The organism is Spirosoma endbachense (assembly GCF_010233585.1).
Taxonomy (GTDB): Bacteria; Bacteroidota; Bacteroidia; order Cytophagales; family Spirosomataceae; genus Spirosoma; species Spirosoma endbachense.
On sequence record NZ_CP045997.1, the window covers coordinates 2071205 to 2091205 of the forward strand.

19 protein-coding genes are annotated in these 20001 nt (G+C 48.8%); 16 read left to right on the forward strand and 3 right to left on the reverse strand.

Going from position 1 to position 20001, the window contains the following annotated elements:
* Window positions 1-73: 73 nt before the first annotated feature.
* From GJR95_RS08130 to GJR95_RS08140, 3 genes are all read right to left on the reverse strand, one after another.
* On the reverse strand, window positions 74-1537 hold the full coding sequence (locus tag GJR95_RS08130) for a DEAD/DEAH box helicase (RefSeq protein ID WP_162391624.1): 1464 nt from the start codon (window positions 1535-1537) through the stop codon (window positions 74-76).
* A 406-nt stretch (window positions 1538-1943) separates the two neighbouring features.
* Entirely contained in the window at window positions 1944-2372 is a 429-nt protein-coding gene (locus GJR95_RS08135; RefSeq protein ID WP_162385404.1) for a helix-turn-helix domain-containing protein, read from the reverse strand.
* Window positions 2344-2637, reverse strand: coding sequence for a type II toxin-antitoxin system HigB family toxin (locus GJR95_RS08140; RefSeq protein WP_162385405.1), 294 nt, complete (start codon window positions 2635-2637; stop codon window positions 2344-2346). The genes GJR95_RS08135 and GJR95_RS08140 overlap by 29 nt, the downstream gene beginning before the upstream one ends.
* Before the next feature lie 447 nt (window positions 2638-3084).
* On the opposite strand from GJR95_RS08140, the gene hisG reads away from it, so the two are divergent.
* The 16 genes from hisG (at window position 3085) to GJR95_RS08220 (ending at window position 19954) form a co-directional block, all read left to right on the forward strand.
* Complete coding sequence (gene hisG, locus GJR95_RS08145) at window positions 3085-3945, forward strand: ATP phosphoribosyltransferase (protein WP_162385406.1); 861 nt, start codon at window positions 3085-3087, stop codon at window positions 3943-3945.
* 86 nt (window positions 3946-4031) lie between these two features.
* Window positions 4032-5321: a histidinol dehydrogenase gene (hisD, locus tag GJR95_RS08150; protein ID WP_162385407.1), complete on the forward strand. Its 1290-nt coding sequence runs from the start codon at window positions 4032-4034 to the stop codon at window positions 5319-5321.
* 31 nt (window positions 5322-5352) lie between these two features.
* Entirely contained in the window at window positions 5353-5592 is a 240-nt protein-coding gene (locus tag GJR95_RS08155; RefSeq protein ID WP_162385408.1) for a hypothetical protein, read from the forward strand.
* A 353-nt stretch (window positions 5593-5945) separates the two neighbouring features.
* On the forward strand, window positions 5946-7130 hold the full coding sequence (locus GJR95_RS08160; protein ID WP_162385409.1) for an aminotransferase class V-fold PLP-dependent enzyme: 1185 nt from the start codon (window positions 5946-5948) through the stop codon (window positions 7128-7130).
* Window positions 7127-7630: a peptide deformylase gene (locus GJR95_RS08165; RefSeq protein ID WP_162385410.1), complete on the forward strand. Its 504-nt coding sequence runs from the start codon at window positions 7127-7129 to the stop codon at window positions 7628-7630. Before GJR95_RS08160 ends, GJR95_RS08165 begins: the two co-directional genes overlap by 4 nt.
* Before the next feature lie 23 nt (window positions 7631-7653).
* Entirely contained in the window at window positions 7654-8748 is a 1095-nt protein-coding gene (hisC, locus tag GJR95_RS08170; protein ID WP_162385411.1) for a histidinol-phosphate transaminase, read from the forward strand.
* A 15-nt stretch (window positions 8749-8763) separates the two neighbouring features.
* A complete protein-coding gene (locus GJR95_RS08175; protein ID WP_162385412.1) occupies window positions 8764-9294 on the forward strand; it encodes a hypothetical protein in 531 nt (176 codons plus the stop codon).
* A 70-nt stretch (window positions 9295-9364) separates the two neighbouring features.
* On the forward strand, window positions 9365-12709 hold the full coding sequence (locus GJR95_RS08180; RefSeq protein WP_162385413.1) for a UvrD-helicase domain-containing protein: 3345 nt from the start codon (window positions 9365-9367) through the stop codon (window positions 12707-12709).
* 20 nt (window positions 12710-12729) lie between these two features.
* Window positions 12730-13605 (forward strand): phosphatase PAP2 family protein, encoded by an 876-nt coding sequence (locus GJR95_RS08185; RefSeq protein WP_162385414.1) that lies wholly within the window; start codon window positions 12730-12732, stop codon window positions 13603-13605.
* 46 nt (window positions 13606-13651) lie between these two features.
* Window positions 13652-14512, forward strand: coding sequence for a phosphatase PAP2 family protein (locus GJR95_RS08190; RefSeq protein ID WP_162385415.1), 861 nt, complete (start codon window positions 13652-13654; stop codon window positions 14510-14512).
* Between the two features lie 17 nt (window positions 14513-14529).
* Window positions 14530-14832: a hypothetical protein gene (locus GJR95_RS08195; RefSeq protein WP_162385416.1), complete on the forward strand. Its 303-nt coding sequence runs from the start codon at window positions 14530-14532 to the stop codon at window positions 14830-14832.
* Window positions 14833-14851: 19 nt separating this feature from the next.
* Window positions 14852-15811 (forward strand): methylenetetrahydrofolate reductase [NAD(P)H], encoded by a 960-nt coding sequence (gene metF, locus GJR95_RS08200; protein WP_162385417.1) that lies wholly within the window; start codon window positions 14852-14854, stop codon window positions 15809-15811.
* Window positions 15812-15995: 184 nt separating this feature from the next.
* Window positions 15996-17540 (forward strand): glycoside hydrolase family 32 protein, encoded by a 1545-nt coding sequence (locus GJR95_RS08205; protein ID WP_162385418.1) that lies wholly within the window; start codon window positions 15996-15998, stop codon window positions 17538-17540.
* A gap of 144 nt (window positions 17541-17684) precedes the next feature.
* Entirely contained in the window at window positions 17685-18566 is an 882-nt protein-coding gene (locus tag GJR95_RS08210; RefSeq protein WP_162385419.1) for a cell division protein FtsX, read from the forward strand.
* Window positions 18567-18667: 101 nt separating this feature from the next.
* Window positions 18668-19009: a DUF3098 domain-containing protein gene (locus tag GJR95_RS08215; protein WP_162385420.1), complete on the forward strand. Its 342-nt coding sequence runs from the start codon at window positions 18668-18670 to the stop codon at window positions 19007-19009.
* A gap of 99 nt (window positions 19010-19108) precedes the next feature.
* Complete coding sequence (locus GJR95_RS08220; protein WP_162385421.1) at window positions 19109-19954, forward strand: undecaprenyl-diphosphate phosphatase; 846 nt, start codon at window positions 19109-19111, stop codon at window positions 19952-19954.
* The last annotated feature ends 47 nt before the right edge of the window (window positions 19955-20001 follow it).

Genomic DNA, 20001 nt, shown 5'->3' on the forward strand with positions numbered 1-20001 from the left:
GATTTTCCGTTAAACGAACAAAAGATACTAAAAGAAAAACAGCCCTGCTTATCTATATTAGCTTTGTTGTATTCTATTCACCAACTGGCACTGAGGCTGTGGGCTGCTCCTGACGAGATCCGGCATCACTCCCTTCCAGTTTTTCACCCTTTGGCCCGCGCCGACGTTTTTTTCGGCGCTTTGGTTTATCCGTTACCTGCCCTTCAGCATGAACAGGGCGAGGCTCACCATCAACTGCGACATTCACTACCGATTCGGTTGGTGTCGCTGATCCTTCGGGGCGAGGTTTGCGCTTCTCCCGTGATCGGCGATCAGGTTGACCCTCTGCTGTTGGTCCACCTCCGTTCTCAGGTCGTTTCTGGCCATCCCGCCCTTTGCCCCGGCTTTTCCCCCGGCCAAAACCCGCTTTCCCGCGCAGTCCACTAAATCGCCGGGGATCGAACACAGGCGATTTACCCATGCCTAATTCTTCCGTGACAGACTGTTTTTCAACTTCGCGCTCAATGAGTTTTTCGATACTAACAATTCGATTCTGATCCTGATCGCTGATGAATGTAATGGCAGTACCGGTCGTTGCCGCCCGAGCTGTCCGACCAATACGGTGTACATAATCTTCGGCATCGCGGGGGATGTCGTAGTTCACTACATGCGTCAGATTATCAATATCAATACCCCGCGACAGAACATCGGTAGCGACAAGAATTGGGAAAGCTTTATTCTTGAAATCACGCAGAACGACTTCACGATCATCCTGATCGAGGTCGGAGCTAATACCACGAGCTTCGTACCCTAGTTTACTCAACGCCCGCACGATCCCATTCACTTCCGATTTTCGCGAGGTAAACAGTACCATGCTCTGCACGGGCGTTGGACTGTTTTGAATTAAATGAGCCAACAACGGCAACTTTTGATTATCGAAAGCCAGATAAAACTGCTGATCGATACCTGCGGCTGGTTTCGAAACGGCCAGCCGGATTTCTTCTGGTTCGATTAGAATCCGGCTCGAAAACTCCCGGATTTTATTGGGCATCGTCGCTGAAAACAGCAGTGTTTGACGCTTGGTGGGCAATTTGTTAACGATATTCAGAATATCATCCGAGAAGCCCATATCGAGCATTTTATCGGCTTCATCGAGCACTAAATAGTCAATCCTATCGAAATTGACGTAGCCCAGTTGCATGTGCGCAATGAGTCGGCCCGGTGTCGCTATAATAATGTCGGCCCCTGTTTCGAGGGCTTTGCGTTGCTTATCCCAATCGTCACCTTTTCCTCCGCCATAAATAGCGATGCTATTGGCCTGAACAAAATAGCCGAATCCTTCAACCTGTTCGTCTATTTGCTTGGCCAGTTCGCGCGTAGGCACCAGAATGAGCGTACTGGTGTGGTCATGATCAGCGTGAGAGATTCGGTCGAGCAGTGGAATCAGGTAGGCCGCCGTCTTGCCGGTGCCTGTCTGCGCACTGGCGATAAGGTCACGTCCGGCGAGGATTTTGGGAATGGCCAGTTCCTGAATGGGCGTGGCCTTTAAGTAGTTCATGGCGTCCACACCGGCCAGCAGGTCGTCGTGAAGATTAAATTCCTGAAATGTCAAGGTAACAGCTAGTGAGGGTGAAAAACCGCTGACCTTGATTTCCCGGTCAGCAAACCGCTTGATTTGGAAACAAATATAACGAAATGGAATGATACGAAAAACAGGTTTCGCCAAACGCCGTATGTCAATTTGATTCCTCTTCCTACCGAAAGAATTGTTTCGATCCTTTTCGGCAAATGTTTTAGTAATAGGGCAAAAACGTTTTACTAACCTGCCTCTAGTCAACTCCCTGGTCGGGGCTTTCCGTTGACTGGCATGACTTGTAAAGGTCGTTTATTGTATCAACGATGTCCTGTCGGAATCCGTTCAGGTAGCGTTCGGCAGTAGCGGACTGGACGTATGAATCTGAAAATCAGGCCATTTTCAAGATATAATCAGCTCTTATATGAAGTTTATCGTGCAAACGCTTCGCCAGGTCCATGTTTACTTTACGCTTCCCGGCCAAAACTTCAGACAGTCGTGTTTCAGTGATACCCAGTACTTTAGCCGTATCCCGTTGTTTAAGATTTTCCTGAAACATTCGTAATCGAATCATTTCCGGTAATGTGGCTGGCTCAACAGGCATAGGATAATGTTCTTCCTCATATCGCTCAGCCAGCAGCGATAGTCTCTGTAACTCAGCCAGGTCCACTTCGGTCATGGCTGCAGATCCTTTGGCCAGGTACGTTTCGATCACGGCCATCACCTGTTCGTAATCGTTTGCTGTCTCTATTGTTAAAATCATAACGGATTCTTCATCATAATACTTCTCCTTAAACAGACGAAGCATCTGTTTTGTCATAGTCGGCATGAGTACCAATAAATCGGATAAATACGGTTCGTACTGGAAAGATGATCCTGGCAATCAGCCGATAATGGTTCCCTTTTATGTTAAATACATAATTATCGTTGCCAACGTAATCAACTGAATTAAAGGTATTTTTGACATCACTAAAGTTGCCCCAATCGGCAGCTTTAGTTTTTAAAAACCAGTCATTGAGTGCTTCGGTCGACTGAGCGTGTGTAGATGCATATTCCCGTATTATTTTTTGGCTTACAATTACCATGACGGCAAAAAATATTCATAAAGCCGCCGTCTTGTAACGACTTATCTGTTTATCAAAGTTACTCAAAACTTACACATTTTAAAAACTTCTTCCCAATAACGAAATTTAACCTTTGAAATAGGCATGTTTGCTGGCAATATACTGGTAAGGCCTTTTGAAAATTCTTGTTCGTTTCCTTCTATCCCTATACCTTTGTGTCCATGATTTCCCAACTGGCACCCCTTTCTTCATTTCGACATCGTCGCCATCATCACGGCTGCTAAGCCGCTGCTGGTCAATTCTGCGACCTATCGCCTGTTGGTCCACGGTTTTCCTTACTTTTGCCCCTTAATTCAAACATAGCCCGACACTAAAGCCGTCGGTTGCTGGTTTTAATCCCACAATCAACGAGTTACGGATCGTATTCAGTCAATTATACTTCCTAAATCGTACATCATCCATTTAGTAATGTCTTCTGTATTACGCATTGCCTTACAAAAATCCGGTCGGCTGAGCGAAGATTCGTACCAGCTTTTTAAAGAGTGCGGTATCCGTTTCGACTACGGCACTGGCAAACTCAAATCCGTTTCATCGAACTTTCCCGCAGAATTTCTATTTCTTCGCGACGATGACATTCCCGGCTATGTCGAAGATGGTGTTGCTGACCTCGGCATCGTTGGCGAGAACGTAGCCGTTGAAACGGGCCGCCCGGTGCAGACCGTTCATAAACTGGGCTTTTCAAAGTGTCGGCTGTCAATTGCCATTCCGCGTGGTAGCGACTGGACGGGCATTCAGAGTCTGGAGGGTAAAAACATTGCAACGTCATACCCTAACCTTCTCGGCAATTACCTGGCGGGTCAGGGTGTTCGGGCAGAAATCCATGAAATCAGTGGTTCGGTCGAGATCGCGCCGAGTATTGGTCTTGCCGAAGCCGTTTGTGATATTGTTAGTTCGGGAAGCACGCTCATGAGCAACGGCCTTAAGGAAGTCGAAACCATTTTTCGATCCGAGGCCATTCTTATTTCCCGTTCCGAACTGGATGCCGACAAACAAGCGTTGGTCGATAAACTGTTGTTCCGGATCAAGTCGGTACAGGCCGCCAAGAATAACAAATACATTGTGCTGAATGCACCCAACCACGCCCTCGACCAGATTACATCCTTATTGCCGGGTATGAAAAGCCCAACCGTGACACCTCTGGCAACAGAAGGCTGGAGTTCGGTTCATTCGGTGCTGAACGAAAATGAATTCTGGGAAAATATCGAAGCCATTCGTGCCGCTGGTGCCGAAGGTATTCTGGTGATCCCAATTGAGAAAATGATCTATTAAATAGCCTTAGGGTGAGAAGTGAGCATACTCCACAGTTGAAAAGTATCTACTGCGTATTGTCACTCTTCACTCCCTGCTTCTAGCAAATGAACATTATTCCTTTTCCCAAACGCACCGAATGGCCTGATTTGCTGGCCCGCCCTGTGCAGTCAACGCAGCAGATCGAAGCGGCCGTTGCTCCGATTCTGGAACAGGTACGCACTGGGGGCGATGCAGCACTGATCGAACTGGCTCAGAAGTTCGACAAGATTGACTTGTCTGCCACTGGCCTCGAAATTCCCGTTTCTGAACTCGATGCCGCTGAATCGGAATTGAGCGATGAACTGAAAGCTGCTATTCGTCAGGCATACCAGAACATTCGCACGTTTCATGAGCGGCAAAAGCAACCGATTGAAAAAATCGAGACCATGCCGGGTGTCGTGTGCTGGCGCCGGAGCGTGGGCATTGAGAAAGTGGGCCTATATATTCCGGGAGGGACTGCTCCCCTGTTCAGCACGGTTCTTATGCTGGGTGTTCCGGCACAACTGGCCGGTTGCCGTGACGTTGTACTCTGCACACCCAGCAATAACCCTGCTATTTATTTTGCAGCCAAACTGGTCGGCGTTACGAAGGTATTCCGCATTGGTGGTGCACAAGCTATTGCAGCAATGGCCTACGGAACAGAAACTGTTCCGCAGGTTTACAAAATCTTCGGGCCGGGCAATCAATACGTGACGGCAGCCAAGATGCTGGTCGCCAAAGAAGGGATGGCTATTGATATGCCCGCCGGACCAAGCGAAGTAGCGGTTTATGCCGACGATTCGGCAGTTCCGGCCTTCGTCGCGGCTGACCTGTTGTCTCAGGCCGAACATGGCGCTGATAGTCAGGTGCTGTTGGTTTCGACCAGCAAACGCCTTATTGAGCTTGTCAATCTGGTACTTCCTACGCAATTGAGCCGACTCTCCCGTCGCGATCTGGCGGCCAAAGCATTAGCAAACAGCAAGGCAATTCTGGTCGATACGCAGGAAGAAGCCATTGATTTATTGAATGCTTATGCGGCTGAACACCTGATTTTAAGTATCAAAAATGCCGAGACGGTGGCGGAGCAGATTGTCAATGCCGGTTCGATTTTTCTGGGAAACTACACGCCCGAATCAGCGGGAGACTACGCATCGGGAACGAACCACACGCTGCCCACCAACGGTTTTGCGCGGGCCTACAGTGGGGTTTCACTGGATAGTTTTGTCAAGAAAATCACGGTGCAGCACATTACTCCCGAAGGATTACAGAATCTGGGACCAGTTGTCGAAGCCATGGCCGAAGCAGAATCGCTCGATGCTCATAAGCGGGCCGTAAGTTTGCGGTTGGCTAGCCTGGCAGAAATAAATCCGGTCTGATTTAGTTATCTTGCTTAAAAACGACAAAGCTATGAGTCAGTTAATCATTGAAGTAGACAGCCCTGAGGATGAAGCCCTGTTGCTGGAACTGCTCCCTCGCTCGAATGCCCGATTGATTGAAAAAAAAACAGATTCTCCTAAACACCATTTAAAAGATGTTTTAGAGACTATTATTCAGTCAGGAGGAGTTGGAAAGTCATTCGGCGACCCTTCGGAGTGGCAACGGGAGATTCGGCACTGGGATCGGGTTCTTGATGGACGGGAAGAATGATTTTAGACAGTAATATCATTATTTACTCGGTTAAGCCTGAATACACTCGCTTAGCCAGATACCTTCAGACCAATCAGAACAGTGTGCGTGTTTCGCTCATTTCTACACTTGAGGTACTAGGATTTAACCGTTTAACCCAAACTGACAAACGTACCTTCGAAGCGTATTTTGCCAGTGTAGATATACTTCCAATCAGCAGAACAAACGCTCGCTCGGTGACTCAATTATTACGGCTACAGCCCTCATTCATAACTTGCCCTTACTCACCAACAATACCATTGATTTTCAAGATATCTCTAGCTTGGAAATCATTTCGCTGACTTCCATTCTGTAAGTTTTCATACAACCCGCTCATGCTTGATCTTTCCGCTCTCCGCGCCGATACGCCCGGCGTTCAGCATGTCATTCACGTAAATAATGCCGGAGCAGCGCTCATGCCAAAGCCGGTTATTGACGCCATTACTGGCCACATCATGCTTGAAGCTGAACGAGGTGGGTATGAAGCGGCTGAACTGCGAAAAGAGGCCATTCAGGGATTTTATCAGTCTACAGCTGAACTACTGAACACAACTGCCGATCACATTGCGGCCACGGCGAATGCAACGGATGCCTACTCCCGGGCATTGTCTTCGATTCCGTTTGAGCGGGGCGATGTGATAGTAACCACGATCAACGACTACGTCTCAAACCAGATAGCGTTCCTGTCGTTACAGAAGCGGTTCGGCGTTAAAGTTGTTCGGGCCGTAGATGACCCGCTGGGCGGTGTTTCGGTCAATGACATGGCGCAGAAAATAAAGACGCTACGCCCTAAACTGGTTGCCGTTACACACATTCCGACCAATTCGGGCCTGATCCAGCCGGTAGAAGCCATTGGGCAGTTGTGCCAGGAATACGATGTGTTTTATCTGGTCGATGCCTGCCAATCAGTTGGGCAATTGCCTGTAGATGTGACCCAGATTCATTGCGATTTTCTCACTGCTACCTGCCGAAAGTTCCTGCGTGGGCCGCGTGGAATGGGATTTCTATACGTTTCCGACAATGTATTGGCCAGCAAGCTCTCGCCTTTGTTTATTGATCTGCGCGGTGCTTCCTGGGAATCTGCCGACAAATTTACACCTGTCTCAACAGCTCAACGCTTTGAGGATTGGGAGTTTCCGTATGCCCTGGTTCTGGGGGCGGCCGAAGCCAATCGGTATGCCCTGAACATCGGACTTGGAAACATTGCCCGGCGTAATACCGAACTAATTGAGCTGTTGTCTACTCAACTGGCAGACCTGCCAGCAGTACGACTACTGGACCAGGGCGAACGGTTGGCGAGTATACTTACGCTGGTCACGGAGCGCCGGTCGGCCGTTGAGATAAAAAATGCGCTACAGGCTGAACGCATCAATACCTCGCTCAGCCCCCGCGAAGCCGCTATTCTGGACTTCGATCATAAAGGAATGACAACGACTGCCCTGCGTATTTCGCCCCATTACTATAATACCGAAGACGAAATTCATACGCTGGTCGAAACCTTGAAACGAATTCTGGCATGAAACACCTCGCTGACCTTTTACTGTTAGGCGACCCGCGTCTGTATGAAACCTGCGAACCTGTTCTGGAGTCGGAATTGCCGCTGGTTTCAGGCTGGGTGGCTGATTTACATACAGTAATGGAGGAAATTCGGGCTAAATATCAGTTCGGACGGGGCATTGCAGCACCGCAGTTAGGTATTATGAAACGGTTGATTTACCTGAATGTCGATTGGCCCCAAGTCATCATTAATCCCGAATTTGTTTCGGTTAGCGCCGAAACCGATGAACTTTGGGACGATTGCATGAGTTTCCCAAACTTACTGGTTCGTGTACGCCGACACCGCAATCTTACGTTGTCGTATCGGGATGAGAACTGGCAATCGCAAGTATGGACTGTAACGGATTGGGGATTATCGGAGTTAGTTCAGCACGAATACGACCATCTGAACGGCGTCCTTTGCACAATGCGTGCCATCGACGCCCATTCATTCCGTTGGCGACCAACACCCGATACGAATTAATTACCAGCTAGTAACTACCTTTCATGTTTACTCTCAATACTATCCTTCGGCCTCATATCCTGACTATTACGCCTTACTCATCGGCCCGCGACGAGTATACGGGAAAAGAGGGCGTATTTCTGGATGCAAACGAAAATCCGCTGGGTTCAGCCACGCCACAGGGCGATTACAATCGGTATCCGGACCCGCACCAGTGGGCTATCAAACAGAAACTGGCTCCCATAAAGGGCGTTCGACCCAGTCAGATTTTTCTGGGAAATGGCTCCGATGAACCCATCGACCTGCTCGTTCGGGCGACCTGCACACCCGGTACAGATTCGATTCTGATTATGCCGCCAACCTATGGGATGTATGAAGTTTCGGCCAATATCAATGACGTTGAGATTATCAAAGTCCCATTGACACCCGATTTTCAGGTGGATTTAGATGCCGTGATAGGGTCAATCACCCCAAAGACGAAGCTCATCTGGCTATGTTCACCAAATAATCCGTCGGGTAATCTACTCCAGGCCGATGCGATCCGAACAATTCTCGACGTTGCCGACCACTCGCTGGTGATTGTCGACGAAGCCTATATCGACTTTGCCGACACCCCTTCCTGGACAAGCGAACTGGACAGCTACCCCAATCTGGTTGTTCTTCAAACGTTCTCAAAAGCATGGGGACTGGCGGCCTTACGATTAGGCATGTGCTTCGGGTCGGAGGAGTTGATCAGTGTGATGAACAAAATTAAACCGCCTTACAATATATCAGCTCCCACACAGGCGTTGGCGCTCGAAGCCCTTACCCGTGAAGCTGAAAAGGATAATATGGTTACTAAGATTTTGGCCGAACGAACGATTTTGGCCGAAAATCTGCGTTCTTTGCCATTTGTTGAGGTTATTCACCCATCTGATGCGAACTTTTTGCTGGTTCAATTTGATGATGCAAAAGCAACATTCGAGTATCTGATTAACCAGCAGGTCATTGTTCGTGACCGTTCGAAGGTGAAGTTATGTGATGGTTGCCTGCGTATTTCAGTGGGAACAACTGCCGAAAATGAGCGTCTTTTAGAAACGCTTCGGCGCATGACTACTGAAGATCCGGCCACCAAATCGACATTAGTATCAAATTCGTAGCTTGCTATCATTTCTATGAGAAAATCGTTTCTGCTTGTAACACTCGCTCTATTAGGCTGGTTAATGGTGCCAAACCGGGCACAGGCACAGTATAACAATTGGTCGGTCGGCTTTCGAATCGGCGAGCCTTCGGGCGTTAATGTTCGGAAATACTTTGGCAACAACCATGCGTTCGATCTCAATATTGGCACCTATGGCGGCCTGTATGGAACCAAACGCAGCTATCGTTCGGGCGACTACAAGAGCGTTGGGCTAGCCATACAGGGGCATTACCTGTGGCACACGGCCCTGAGCAAAAGTGAAAGCATTCGGGCCTATTATGGCTTTGGTGGTCAAATCAACACGCGTCGTTATTACCCACCCCGGCTCAATGGCGAATATGAAAATGCGCTATCGTTAGGCGGATCAGGTATTGGTGGTCTGGAATTTTTTCCGGCAAGCAAACCGTACTCTTTCTTTCTGGAAACAGGCGTTTACGTCGAACTTCTCCAGGCTCCATTTTTCCTGAACCTCAATACGGGTTTGGGTTTGCGGTATAACTTTTAGACGTTAGGAATCAGGTGTTAGGAGCGGGAAGACCCATCAGAATTCTCCACACTCCTAACTCTTTGCTCGTATGTTCAAGATTTATAGTTCTTCGGCCGGGTCGGGCAAAACGTACACGCTCACCAAAGAATACCTCAAGCTGGCCCTACGGCCAAATGAGCAGGACGGGTATTTCCGGCATATTCTGGCAGTAACATTTACGAATGCGGCTGCCAATGAAATGAAGAATCGAATTCTTGAACGCCTGGCCGACATTGCCGGAGGCAAGGAATTACCGCTGTTGGACGAGTTAGTCATTGAGCTATATGGCGTTCATGCAGCCAGCGAGTCTGCTTTTGACATCGCCAAGGCCGATCTTCGTCGAAAAGCAGACTCGGTTTTCAAGACTATTCTGCACCGATACGCCGATTTCAGCGTCACCACTATCGATTCGTTCACGCAGCGCGTCGTTATGGCATTTACGGATGAACTAGGCTTCCCCTATTCGTTCGAGGTAGAGTTAGATACCGACGAAGTACTCGAACTAGCCATCGATAATCTCATCGAGAAGGCCGGTACCGACGAAATGGACGAGATTACGACCATTTTGAGTGAGTATTATACCCATACCGCTGCCGAGGGCAAAAGCTGGAACCAACTTCCTGAGTTGCTGAAAGAGTTTGGCAAAAACCTAACGTCCGACCAGTTCTACGAAGCCGTTAATGCCGCTCAGGAATTATCGCCGGGCGCTTTACGAAACATCCGAACCCAGTTACTGAACCACAACCAGGAAGTTGAAACTGCCATTATCGGACACGGGCAACGAGCCTGGAAACTAATTTCCGACGCGGGACTCGACGAAACCGACTTCAGTTATGGAGCCAGTGGTGTAGGTGGCTATTTAAAAGCCATCGCCGAAGGCAACGCAAAAAAAGAAGCCGGAATACGCGTCCACAATGCCCTCAATAATGGCGACTGGTACGGCAAGAAAACGCCGTTGCCTGTTCAGGCTATGATTGATGGTATGGCGGCAGAACTGTGCGACTGCATCGCGCAAATCAATACCATACGGGATGCAAACGGTCGGCAGGTAATTCTGTTCGATTGCCTGTTGCCACACCTCCAGAAGCTCGCCCTCCTGAAGCAGATGCGGATTGAGTTCGATGATCTGTTACGTAAAGATGGGCGGGTACATATTTCAGAGTTCAACAAGAAAATTCTGAGCATTGTCGCATCGGAACCAGTGCCGTTTCTTTACGAACGGCTTGGCACCAAATACAATCATATTCTGATCGACGAGTTTCAGGATACATCGCGCTTGCAGTTTGCGAACCTTCTGCCATTGATCGAAAATTCCCTGGGTGCCGAACATTTCAACCTGGCCGTTGGCGATGGGAAACAGGCCATTTATCGCTTCCGGGGTGGCGATATGGATCAAATTGTGGCCCTGCACCGGAAAGACCTTGAGGGACTCAAACTGGCCCATAATCCAGGCTCGTGGACGGCCGACCGGATCGATATGCTCGATGGGCACTTACAGGATGAAATGCTCGATACGAACTGGCGCAGTGCCGAGCCGATTGTTCGATTCAACAATGACTTTTTTGAGTTCACAGCCCGGAAATTCGAACACCAGTACCCAAAACTCGCCGACGTATTCGACAATGAACAGCAGTTTCACCAGAAAGCCCAGCCAGACGCCCGCAAAGCTGGTCATGTACAGATCGATTTCGTCGCAAAACATGAGGACGATGAGGCCGACCTTACAGCACTCATGCTCGATCAGACAATCACCCATCTGGAACAGGCGCTGGCAGATGGGTACGGATACGGCGATATTGCCATCCTCTGCCGCAAAAAAGCACATGCCAAAGCATTAGCCAATGAGCTGAATGCCAGGCGCATTCCGCTCGTCTCAGCGGATTCGCTATCGCTGGAATTCTCGGAGCCGGTCAAATGGATCGTTACGCTGATGCAGCTGCTTCAGCAACCTGACCAGAAAATGTTGCGCTACGAGCTCCTGTATCTCTTCCATCGGGTTGTTCGGGGTGTTTTTCCGGACGATGCCCTGACCGAAGAGCTTCAAGGGGTGGCCGAAGGTGATTCACTGGGGGTATATGCCTATCTGACCGCACAGGGGTATCCGCTTGACCCGTATGTGCTGGGGCAACTTAATCCCTATGAACTGGCCGAGCGATTAACCGCTCAGTTCAATTTATTCAGTCAGGCCGAACACAACCCCTTTTTGTTTCGGTTTCTGGATGAAGTCCTGACGTTCAATCAGAAGCGAAGCGGGCATCTCAGCGATTTTCTGGTTTACTGGGACAGCGTCCGTCAGAAAGTATCTGTAGAAGGAAACGCCCTCAACGCCGTTAGCATCCAGACCATCCACCGTTCCAAAGGACTCGAGTTTCCCGTCGTTATCATTCCGTTTGCCAACTGGAAAGTCGAACCCATCAACGACAGCACCATCTGGCTCGACCTGTCGGAAATTCGAACCGACATGCTCACCCACGAAAATGGGTTGGGCAAACTTACACGACTTACATCGGCCCCCGCCAATACAACCAGCAAGTTGCGTGGAGCCCCCGAATCGATTGCCGCTCAGTACGAAGAAGAACTGACACGTACGTTTCTGGAAAACATGAACCTGCTCTACGTAGCGTTCACCCGGCCAACCGACCGGCTTTATATTATCAGCGAGGCCAAAGACTTCAGTAAAGGCCAGCAAAATACCATTAGTCACTGGCTGCACGCTTTCCTGCGCGATAGTGAAGTTGCCCGTACCTGCGGCTGTGCCTGGCAGGATGGTCAATTGAGTTATGAAATCAGCCTGTGTGCCGATGCTTTCACGCATCAGAAGGTTGAGGAAGACATTGATGAAATTTTATTGGATGACGTCATTAGCGGCCATCGCGGGCAGGATTTACAACTTCGCCGACAGGCAGAACGCGTCTTCGATGTAGCTACGTTTGAACGAACGCGCGAACGGGATCGAAAACTCTGTGCCGCTTTGAGCCTGATCAAAGGCCCTGAAAGTATTGATCGAACACTCCGTCAGCTCGTCAGTGAAGGGCTGGTTCGCAACGCCGAATGTGCCGATTTAAAACAGGCACTAACCGCCATTATCTCACATTCTTCCTTAGCGCCCCTCTTCGACCCGACCCTGCGAATTGATACGGATCGCAGTATTTTGAGCAACAAACGTATTCATGGCGCCCCTCACCGCGTTGTTTATTATCCAGACGGTAGTGTTGTGCTGGTACAGTATGAATCACTACCCGGACTTTCGTCGGACTCTACCCTCGCCCAAACTCCGAACCCGACGGATTCATTAAAGTATTTTACAAGTTTATACCGTGACATGGGTTTCCCCGAAGTCGAAGGCCGGTTGGTTTATTTGGCTGATGAACCAACCGTTGTCCGAGTCACTTAACAGTTTATAGTTTTCCGTTTATGATCTATGGTTTTCGGTTGACTCGCTCAACACCCGTTTTATTGGTTTGGCTGTCCCTGCAATCGCTGATTGGCACAGCACAAACGATCAGTCCTCAGCGGCTTACGGCCCAGTCTTCCGACTCTCCTTATCAACTCAAAAAAGGGCTGGAGATTAGTCTTCTGGGAGCGGGTGTAGCCACCTATGGCGCATCGATACTGCTTAACCAATCGGTTGATCCACTTACTCCGGACCAGGTAAATGCGTTGAATCGGGAGGAAATCAACGCGTTTGATCGAGGTGCTACAAAACACTGGGACCCATCCATCGCTCGTGTCAGTGACCTTACTTTGTACACTAATGTGGCTCTGCCAGTTTTGCTTACGCTTGGCACCAAACCGATGCGTAAGGATATCAAAACTGTGGGTGTTATGTATCTGGAGACATTGCTACTGGCCAATGGGGTTGAAAGTACCGTCAAAGCCCTTTCGCAGCGACCCCGGCCCTTCGTGTTTAATCCCGATGTTCCGATGGAGAACAAACTCACCCGAGATGCCCGACAATCATTTTTCTCAGGACATGCCACCACGGCTTTTGCTACTGCGGTTTTTACAAGCGAGGTGTTCCGGCATTATTTTCCTGACTCGAAGCTAAAAGCCGTTGTCTGGGTCGGCACACTGGGCCTGGCCAGTGCAACCTGTGTCATGCGCTACGAGAGCGGTCGGCACTACCAAAGCGATTTGCTGGTGGGGGCCGCCTTTGGATCACTGGTGGGCTGGGGCGTCCCCAAATTACATGAAGTAAAAAACCGGAGCGATTTGGGCCGTCGGCTCGATATTCAGCCGTGGAGCAGTGGTTCCGCTACAGGTCTCTATGCCCGCCTTCGGCTCCACTAAAGGTTTCGGGTTTATCCGTAAATTTGCGTCATAAACACCGTTCCCTTTGAGAGCTAACCATACTATTTTCTCCTTCCTGTTATTTCTGCAACTGTCGGTTGCGCAGGGGCAGGATACACTTTCTCAATCAACCACTCATCATCGGCCGAATCCGTATCGGCTTAGCTGGAAAACAGATGCTACGTTACTGGGGCTGGTAGCAGTTTCCGGTGTATCTTCCCTCCTGCTTGAACAACAGGTTCAGCCGTTTACGGTAAACGACCTCAGTCGATTTGATCGGAGCCAGGTCAATGCCTTCGACCGAAGCGCCACATACAAATGGTCGCCGGATGCGTTTCGCGTGAGTGATCAGACCCTGACCGCCAATTTTGTTGCGACTGGTTTGATTGCCGTCCCGACATTATTTCGGGATAAAAACTGGGCAACGGTGCCAGTGATGTACATCGAAGTACTGGCTTTACCCACGCTGATTCAACAGACCGTTAAAAATATTGTTCTGCGAACGCGCCCGTATGTGTATAATCCCGATGCGCCATTAGACCCCAAATTAGCCCCCAATGGCCGCCAATCATTCTTTTCGGGGCACGCTGGCACTGCTTTTGCTTCGGCAGTCTTTGCCTCCGAAATGTTTCGGCATTTCTATCCAAATTCAAAACTAAAGCCTGTTGTCTGGGTCATCATGCTTGGCTTAGCGTCAACAACGAGCCTGATGCGGTATGAAGCTGGCTACCATTTCCCGAGCGACATTTTAGTAGGAGCAGCATTCGGATCATTGGCGGGCTGGTGGATTCCGAAATTACATGAAGTCAAAAAGCAGAAAGGCATTAGCCAGCGGCTCACGATTCAACCCTGGAACAATGGCTCAGCCACTGGAATCAACGCACGGCTATTGGTGTTTTCGCGGTAGCAACCATTTTGTAGGCGATGAGCACAATCTTCATCAGTATTGGCCTTTTTATCGCCCTGTTGGGGCTTATTATAGGGCGCTTTGAGCGAACAGATTTGCTATCCAATGTTGATAAGGCTGCCATTATTGATAAAAAGGGTCTGGCCCGCTGGGCTCGCAACTGCCTGTTCGTTTTAGCTACTGTTGCATTAAGCGTCGGTGGTATTTCACAGTTTGTTCCAACAGAACGTGGTCAGCTTATAGTTTGTATAGCGTTCATTTTATCGTCGCAACTGCTGGTAGTCATTTATCTGGCAGGTCTTCAACGATATACGAAATAAGGGTTAAGCAATTTATTGAATGACTAAAATTACCGATCACATTAAGGCCTCCAATGGCAAACCTATTTTTTCGATTGAAGTAATTCCGCCCATCAAAGGCGACAATCTGAAAAATCTGCTCGATAACATTGAGCCCCTGATGGAGTTTAAGCCCCCATTCATTGACGTTACCTATCATCGCGAAGAATACATTGAGCGCCCTTTACCCGATGGAACGATCCAGAAAATCGTAACGCGTAAACGGCCCGGTACGGTTGGTATCTGCTCAGCCATTATGCATCGGTTTGGTGTCGATCCGGTGCCGCACGTTCTGTGTGGAGGTTTCACACGGGAAGAAACCGAAGATTTCCTGATCGATCTGCATTACCTTGGCATCGACAATGCACTGGTTTTACGGGGCGATCCGGCCAAGCCTTTTTCGACATTTAAAGCGAAAGAAAACGGCTATACCTACGCCAGCGAACTGGTAGAGCAAGTTGCCAATATGAACCGGGGTATTTACCTCCATGAGGAAGATACACCACTGGCTCCCAGCAATTTCTGTATTGGCGTAGCGGCTTATCCCGAAAAACATTTTGAAGCCGCCAACCACGATATTGATTTTCACTACCTCAAGTATAAAATCGACAAAGGGGCCGACTACATCGTCACGCAGATGTTTTTCGATAATAAAAAATATTTTGATTTTGTCGAACGCTGTCGGCAAGAGGGTATTACGGTTCCAATTATACCAGGCCTGAAGCCCATAAGCACCCGAAAACAAATCCAGATCTTACCCAAGATCTTCCATTTGCATCTCCCTGACGATCTTGTAAAAGCTATTGAGGCCTGTGAAAATGACCAGCAGGCACGGCAGGTAGGTATTGAGTGGAGCATTCAGCAATGCCGCGAACTAATAGCACATGAGGCTCCTGTCCTGCATTTTTACACGATGGGAAAAGCGGATAACATCATGAAAATTGCCCGCGAGGTATTTTAACCAAAAAACTCACCAGTTGATAAGTTCGTCAGTAATTAGACGAAAAATATCACCAACTTGCCGAGTTAGTACACCAAATTACTTCGGTGTCTTTGCTTCGAGTCGTGTCACAGTTTCCACTGGTGGCTGCACGAACCGAGGCACGGCTCGAAGTAAAAACACTACTTATTGACTTAAACTATTTATGACTCGTACCCTTGTGGTATTGCTTGTGTTTGGCTTGATAACTCCTGACTTGTTCGCTCAACGAACAACCGGCGATACAACCTACAAACAGCCCCACCGCCCGCAATATCACTTTTCGCCCCGTGCGAACTGGATCAATGACCCAAACGGTCTGGTTTACTACGATGGTGAATATCATCTTTTCTATCAATACAATCCATTGGGTATTCGCTGGGGCCACATGACCTGGGGGCATGCGATTAGCCGCGATCTGGTTCACTGGCAGGAACTTCCACCGGCTATACCCGAAGAAGGGGAAACCATGATTTACTCGGGGAGCTGTGTCATCGATAAAACCAACACAAGTGGTTTCGGACAGGACGGTCGCGTGCCGATGGTGGCTATTTATACGGGGGCACGTCCGGATAACCAGAGTCAGCATATTGCCTATAGTCTGGACAAAGGCCGCACCTGGACCAAATATGCCAGCAATCCGATTATTGATTTAAAACAGAAAGATTTCCGTGATCCAAAGGTATTCTGGTATGAACCCAGTCAGCACTGGGTAATGATCGTTTTATTGCCAACCGACAGGAAAGCCCTGTTCTATAAGTCGCCCAATTTGAAAGTGTGGACTAAAACCGGTGAGTTTACGGCTGCTGATAGCCCTGCCACCGTTTGGGAATGTCCTGATCTGGTTGAAGTTCCGGTCGATGGCACGATCGAGCGGAAATGGGTGCTGTTGCTGTCGATGGGCAATAATGCCCCCGCTGGCGGTTCAGGTATGCAATATTACGTGGGCCGCTTCAACGGGTCAACGTTCATCAATGAATCGAAGCCCGGCGAGCAACGCTATGTCGATTGGGGAAAAGATTATTATGCCGCCATTACGTTCAATAATTTACCAAGGCGTGGTAACCGGGGAGCTATCAGCATCGGCTGGATGAACAATTTACAGTATGCCAGCGAGATTCCAACCACGCCTTTTCGGGGCACAATGACCTTACCGCGCGAACTCAGGCTCGCTAAAATGCCCGCCCCTGTTGCCCGTTATGAGTTACGCCAACAGCCGATACAGGAATTAAAACCGTTACTTGGTACCAGTTTCCAGTGGACTGGAACCGACGTTGCTCAACTGAACCAAAGCCTGGCCAGCAATAGCCTTGCCGGTGACACCTACTGGCTTCAGCTCGAATTAGAAGCGGCCAAAACCGGCGTAGGTGTTCGTGTAAAAAAAGAGGAAGCAGCACAGGGAAAAGGTGAAGAAACCGTTATTGGTTATGACCCTGCGAAACAACAGGTTTATGTTGATCGAAGCCGATCCGGTCAGGTAGCGTTCAAAAAGGAATTTACAGGACGATTTACGGCTCCGCTTAAACCACAAAACGGCCGGATTTCGTTACAGATATGGGTCGATCGGTCATCGGTCGAAGTCTTTGGCAACAATGGCGAAATAACCTTAACGAATCAGATCTTCCCGAAGCCTGAAAGTAGAGGGATAGAATTTTTTGGGGATGGGCTCCGTTCGGTGCTTATCCGCTCCGTTGAGCCGATCTGGAAATGACAAGCTGGACACTGGATGTCAGATAATCGATGCCGGACTTGCTCCCGCATCTGGTCTAATAGCCATTATCCCTTAAATTTTCTTAAATTAGGCGATTCGCCCGTCGAAATCATTATTTTTGTCTCTATTAACACGAACCCCTGAATGGCTCGTACAAAGAAAAAAGTAGGTGCGTACCCCAGCGGCATGATTCTGTTTAGTCTGACGCTGGCTCTGTTTTTGATTGGGTTCTGCGGAATGCTGGCTATCCAGTCGAAGCGGGTGGTGACCTATATTCGTGAAAATTACGAAATGCGGGCTTTTCTGGATAAAGGGCTCAGCGATGTAAAACTGACAAAACTGTCGAAGATCATCGCCGAAAAGCCTTATATTCTAAAAGCCAAAGGAGCCGCCCAGGTAACTTTTGTCCCGAAAGACGTAGCAGCAAAAGAATTTATTGCCGAAACCAAAGAGGATTTCTCGAAGTTTCTAGGCGAAAATCCCTTACGTGACAGTTACCGGATCAAATTAACGGAAGAGTATTTCGAAGAAGCGAAACTTCAACAGGTAAAACAGGATCTGGAAGAGGTCGATGGCGTTTTTGAGGTAGTTTATCAGGAAAATCTGGTTGACAACATCAACCGCAACATCACGAAAATTTATGCCGTGATGTCAGCTTTTGCGCTAATATTGCTGTTGATTATTGTTGTTCTGATGAACAATACCATCCGGTTAGCGCTCCATTCGCAGCGAATGCTGATCCGGAGTATGCAACTGGTCGGAGCAACAAACGGTTTCATAACGCGGCCTTTTCTGGGGCGAGGTATGTGGCAGGGGCTCCTGGCAGGTGTCATTGCGGTTGTATTATTGCTGGTTGGTCTACAGGTTGCGATTCATAATCTGCCCGAACTGGCTATGTTTCAGGACCCTCAGAAGCTTATGTTCCTGTTGGCAGGAATCGTTGGACTGGGTGTTCTGATTGGTTTTCTAAGCACGTTCCAGGCTGTGAATCGGTATCTGGGCATGACGCTGGATGAACTGTACTAATTTATAGTTTTCGGTTTTTGCTTATACATTCCCAGTAGTGTGTAACCACGAACAGTAAACCAATTTTAAGGTTACACAAAGAGTATAACTGACTTACGAACATGGCAAAAGACAAACAATATAGCTCGGCTACGTTGACTCGCGACGAACCCGCCAAGAAGGTACCGGCCAGTACGACACCGGTCGCAAAACCGGCACCACTACGGACGTCGGCTTCTGAACCTACCCGTCGGGAAACAGCAGCCGCAGCGCTACCATTTGGTCGTCAGAACTATGTATTGATGCTGGCGGGCATTGCTACTATTCTGGCTGGCTTCTTTATCATGAGCCTCGATAAAGAAGAATTCGGCTTTGGTTTTCTGGGCCTCACCCTCGGTCCTATTGTGGTTATGAGTGGTTTCGTTATTGAATTTTTTGCTATTCTCGCCCGGCCCAAGGCATAACTGTTTATGGTTTAGGGTATTCGGTTTACGGTTGGCTGATGAGCGAATGTTTGCGTCAACCTCCTATAAGCCGAATACCTTAAACTGTATAACCACTATATGGACCTGATTCACGCTATTGCGCTGGCCATCATTGAGGGATTGACCGAGTTTCTGCCGGTTTCCTCAACGGGCCACATGATTATTTACTCCTCTCTGGCTGGCATTGCCGGTAATGAATTCACTAAACTTTACACCGTCGACGTTCAATTCGGTTGCATTCTGTCGGTATTAGTGCTTTATCACCGTCGTTTCATGACGAATGCCCGAACGGGTACATTTACCGTTCCCAGCTATTTAAAGTCCTTTCCACCGAAGTTGCAGCCAATGCTGGATTTTTACAGCAAAATCCTGATTGCTTTCCTGCCTGCCGCCGTTATTGGTTTTTTACTGAATGACTTTATCGACTCGCTGCTCGAAAACGTGGTTGTTGTGGCCATAATGCTGCTTTTAGGCGGTATTATTCTGGTCTTCATCGATCGTATCGTGACCCGGCAGCCTAAAGACGGCGACGTGACTGTTGCCGATGCTATTCGCATCGGCTTTTTTCAGTGTATTGCTATGGTTCCGGGCGTATCGCGGTCGGCGGCAACGATCATTGGTGGTATGTTTCAGGGACTAACACGGACGCAGGCGGCCGAATTCTCGTTCTTTCTGGCCGTTCCTACCATGGCGGCTGCGTCGGGTTATAAGCTGCTGAAAACCTACAAACTCCTCCAGCCCGCCGATTATCAGACATTGCTTATCGGTAATGTGATTGCCTTCATCGTCGGCATGCTGGCCATTCGGGGATTCGTTGGTTTCCTGACACGCTACGGTTTCAAGGTGTTCGGATATTATCGCATTGTACTTGGCTTATTGCTGTTAGGTTTAGTAGCCGCTGGCGTTAAACTGGACGTCATTTAATACCTACTCCTGGTCAATAAAGAAGCATAGAGGTTCGCAGAGACTCA

Coding starts and splice junctions, on each gene's coding strand:
- hisG (WP_162385406.1), top strand. CDS start 3,085: ATGTCTTCTGTATTACGCATTGCCTTACAAAAATCCGGTCGGCTGAGC.
- GJR95_RS08210 (WP_162385419.1), top strand. CDS start 17,685: ATGGCTCGTACAAAGAAAAAAGTAGGTGCGTACCCCAGCGGCATGATT.
- GJR95_RS08135 (WP_162385404.1), bottom strand. CDS start 2,372: ATGACAAAACAGATGCTTCGTCTGTTTAAGGAGAAGTATTATGATGAA.
- hisD (WP_162385407.1), top strand. CDS start 4,032: ATGAACATTATTCCTTTTCCCAAACGCACCGAATGGCCTGATTTGCTG.
- GJR95_RS08175 (WP_162385412.1), top strand. CDS start 8,764: ATGAGAAAATCGTTTCTGCTTGTAACACTCGCTCTATTAGGCTGGTTA.
- GJR95_RS08215 (WP_162385420.1), top strand. CDS start 18,668: ATGGCAAAAGACAAACAATATAGCTCGGCTACGTTGACTCGCGACGAA.
- GJR95_RS08155 (WP_162385408.1), top strand. CDS start 5,353: ATGAGTCAGTTAATCATTGAAGTAGACAGCCCTGAGGATGAAGCCCTG.
- GJR95_RS08130 (WP_162391624.1), bottom strand. CDS start 1,537: ATGAACTACTTAAAGGCCACGCCCATTCAGGAACTGGCCATTCCCAAA.
- GJR95_RS08205 (WP_162385418.1), top strand. CDS start 15,996: ATGACTCGTACCCTTGTGGTATTGCTTGTGTTTGGCTTGATAACTCCT.
- GJR95_RS08160 (WP_162385409.1), top strand. CDS start 5,946: ATGCTTGATCTTTCCGCTCTCCGCGCCGATACGCCCGGCGTTCAGCAT.
- GJR95_RS08165 (WP_162385410.1), top strand. CDS start 7,127: ATGAAACACCTCGCTGACCTTTTACTGTTAGGCGACCCGCGTCTGTAT.
- GJR95_RS08220 (WP_162385421.1), top strand. CDS start 19,109: ATGGACCTGATTCACGCTATTGCGCTGGCCATCATTGAGGGATTGACC.
- GJR95_RS08185 (WP_162385414.1), top strand. CDS start 12,730: ATGATCTATGGTTTTCGGTTGACTCGCTCAACACCCGTTTTATTGGTT.
- metF (WP_162385417.1), top strand. CDS start 14,852: ATGACTAAAATTACCGATCACATTAAGGCCTCCAATGGCAAACCTATT.
- GJR95_RS08195 (WP_162385416.1), top strand. CDS start 14,530: ATGAGCACAATCTTCATCAGTATTGGCCTTTTTATCGCCCTGTTGGGG.
- hisC (WP_162385411.1), top strand. CDS start 7,654: ATGTTTACTCTCAATACTATCCTTCGGCCTCATATCCTGACTATTACG.
- GJR95_RS08140 (WP_162385405.1), bottom strand. CDS start 2,637: ATGGTAATTGTAAGCCAAAAAATAATACGGGAATATGCATCTACACAC.
- GJR95_RS08180 (WP_162385413.1), top strand. CDS start 9,365: ATGTTCAAGATTTATAGTTCTTCGGCCGGGTCGGGCAAAACGTACACG.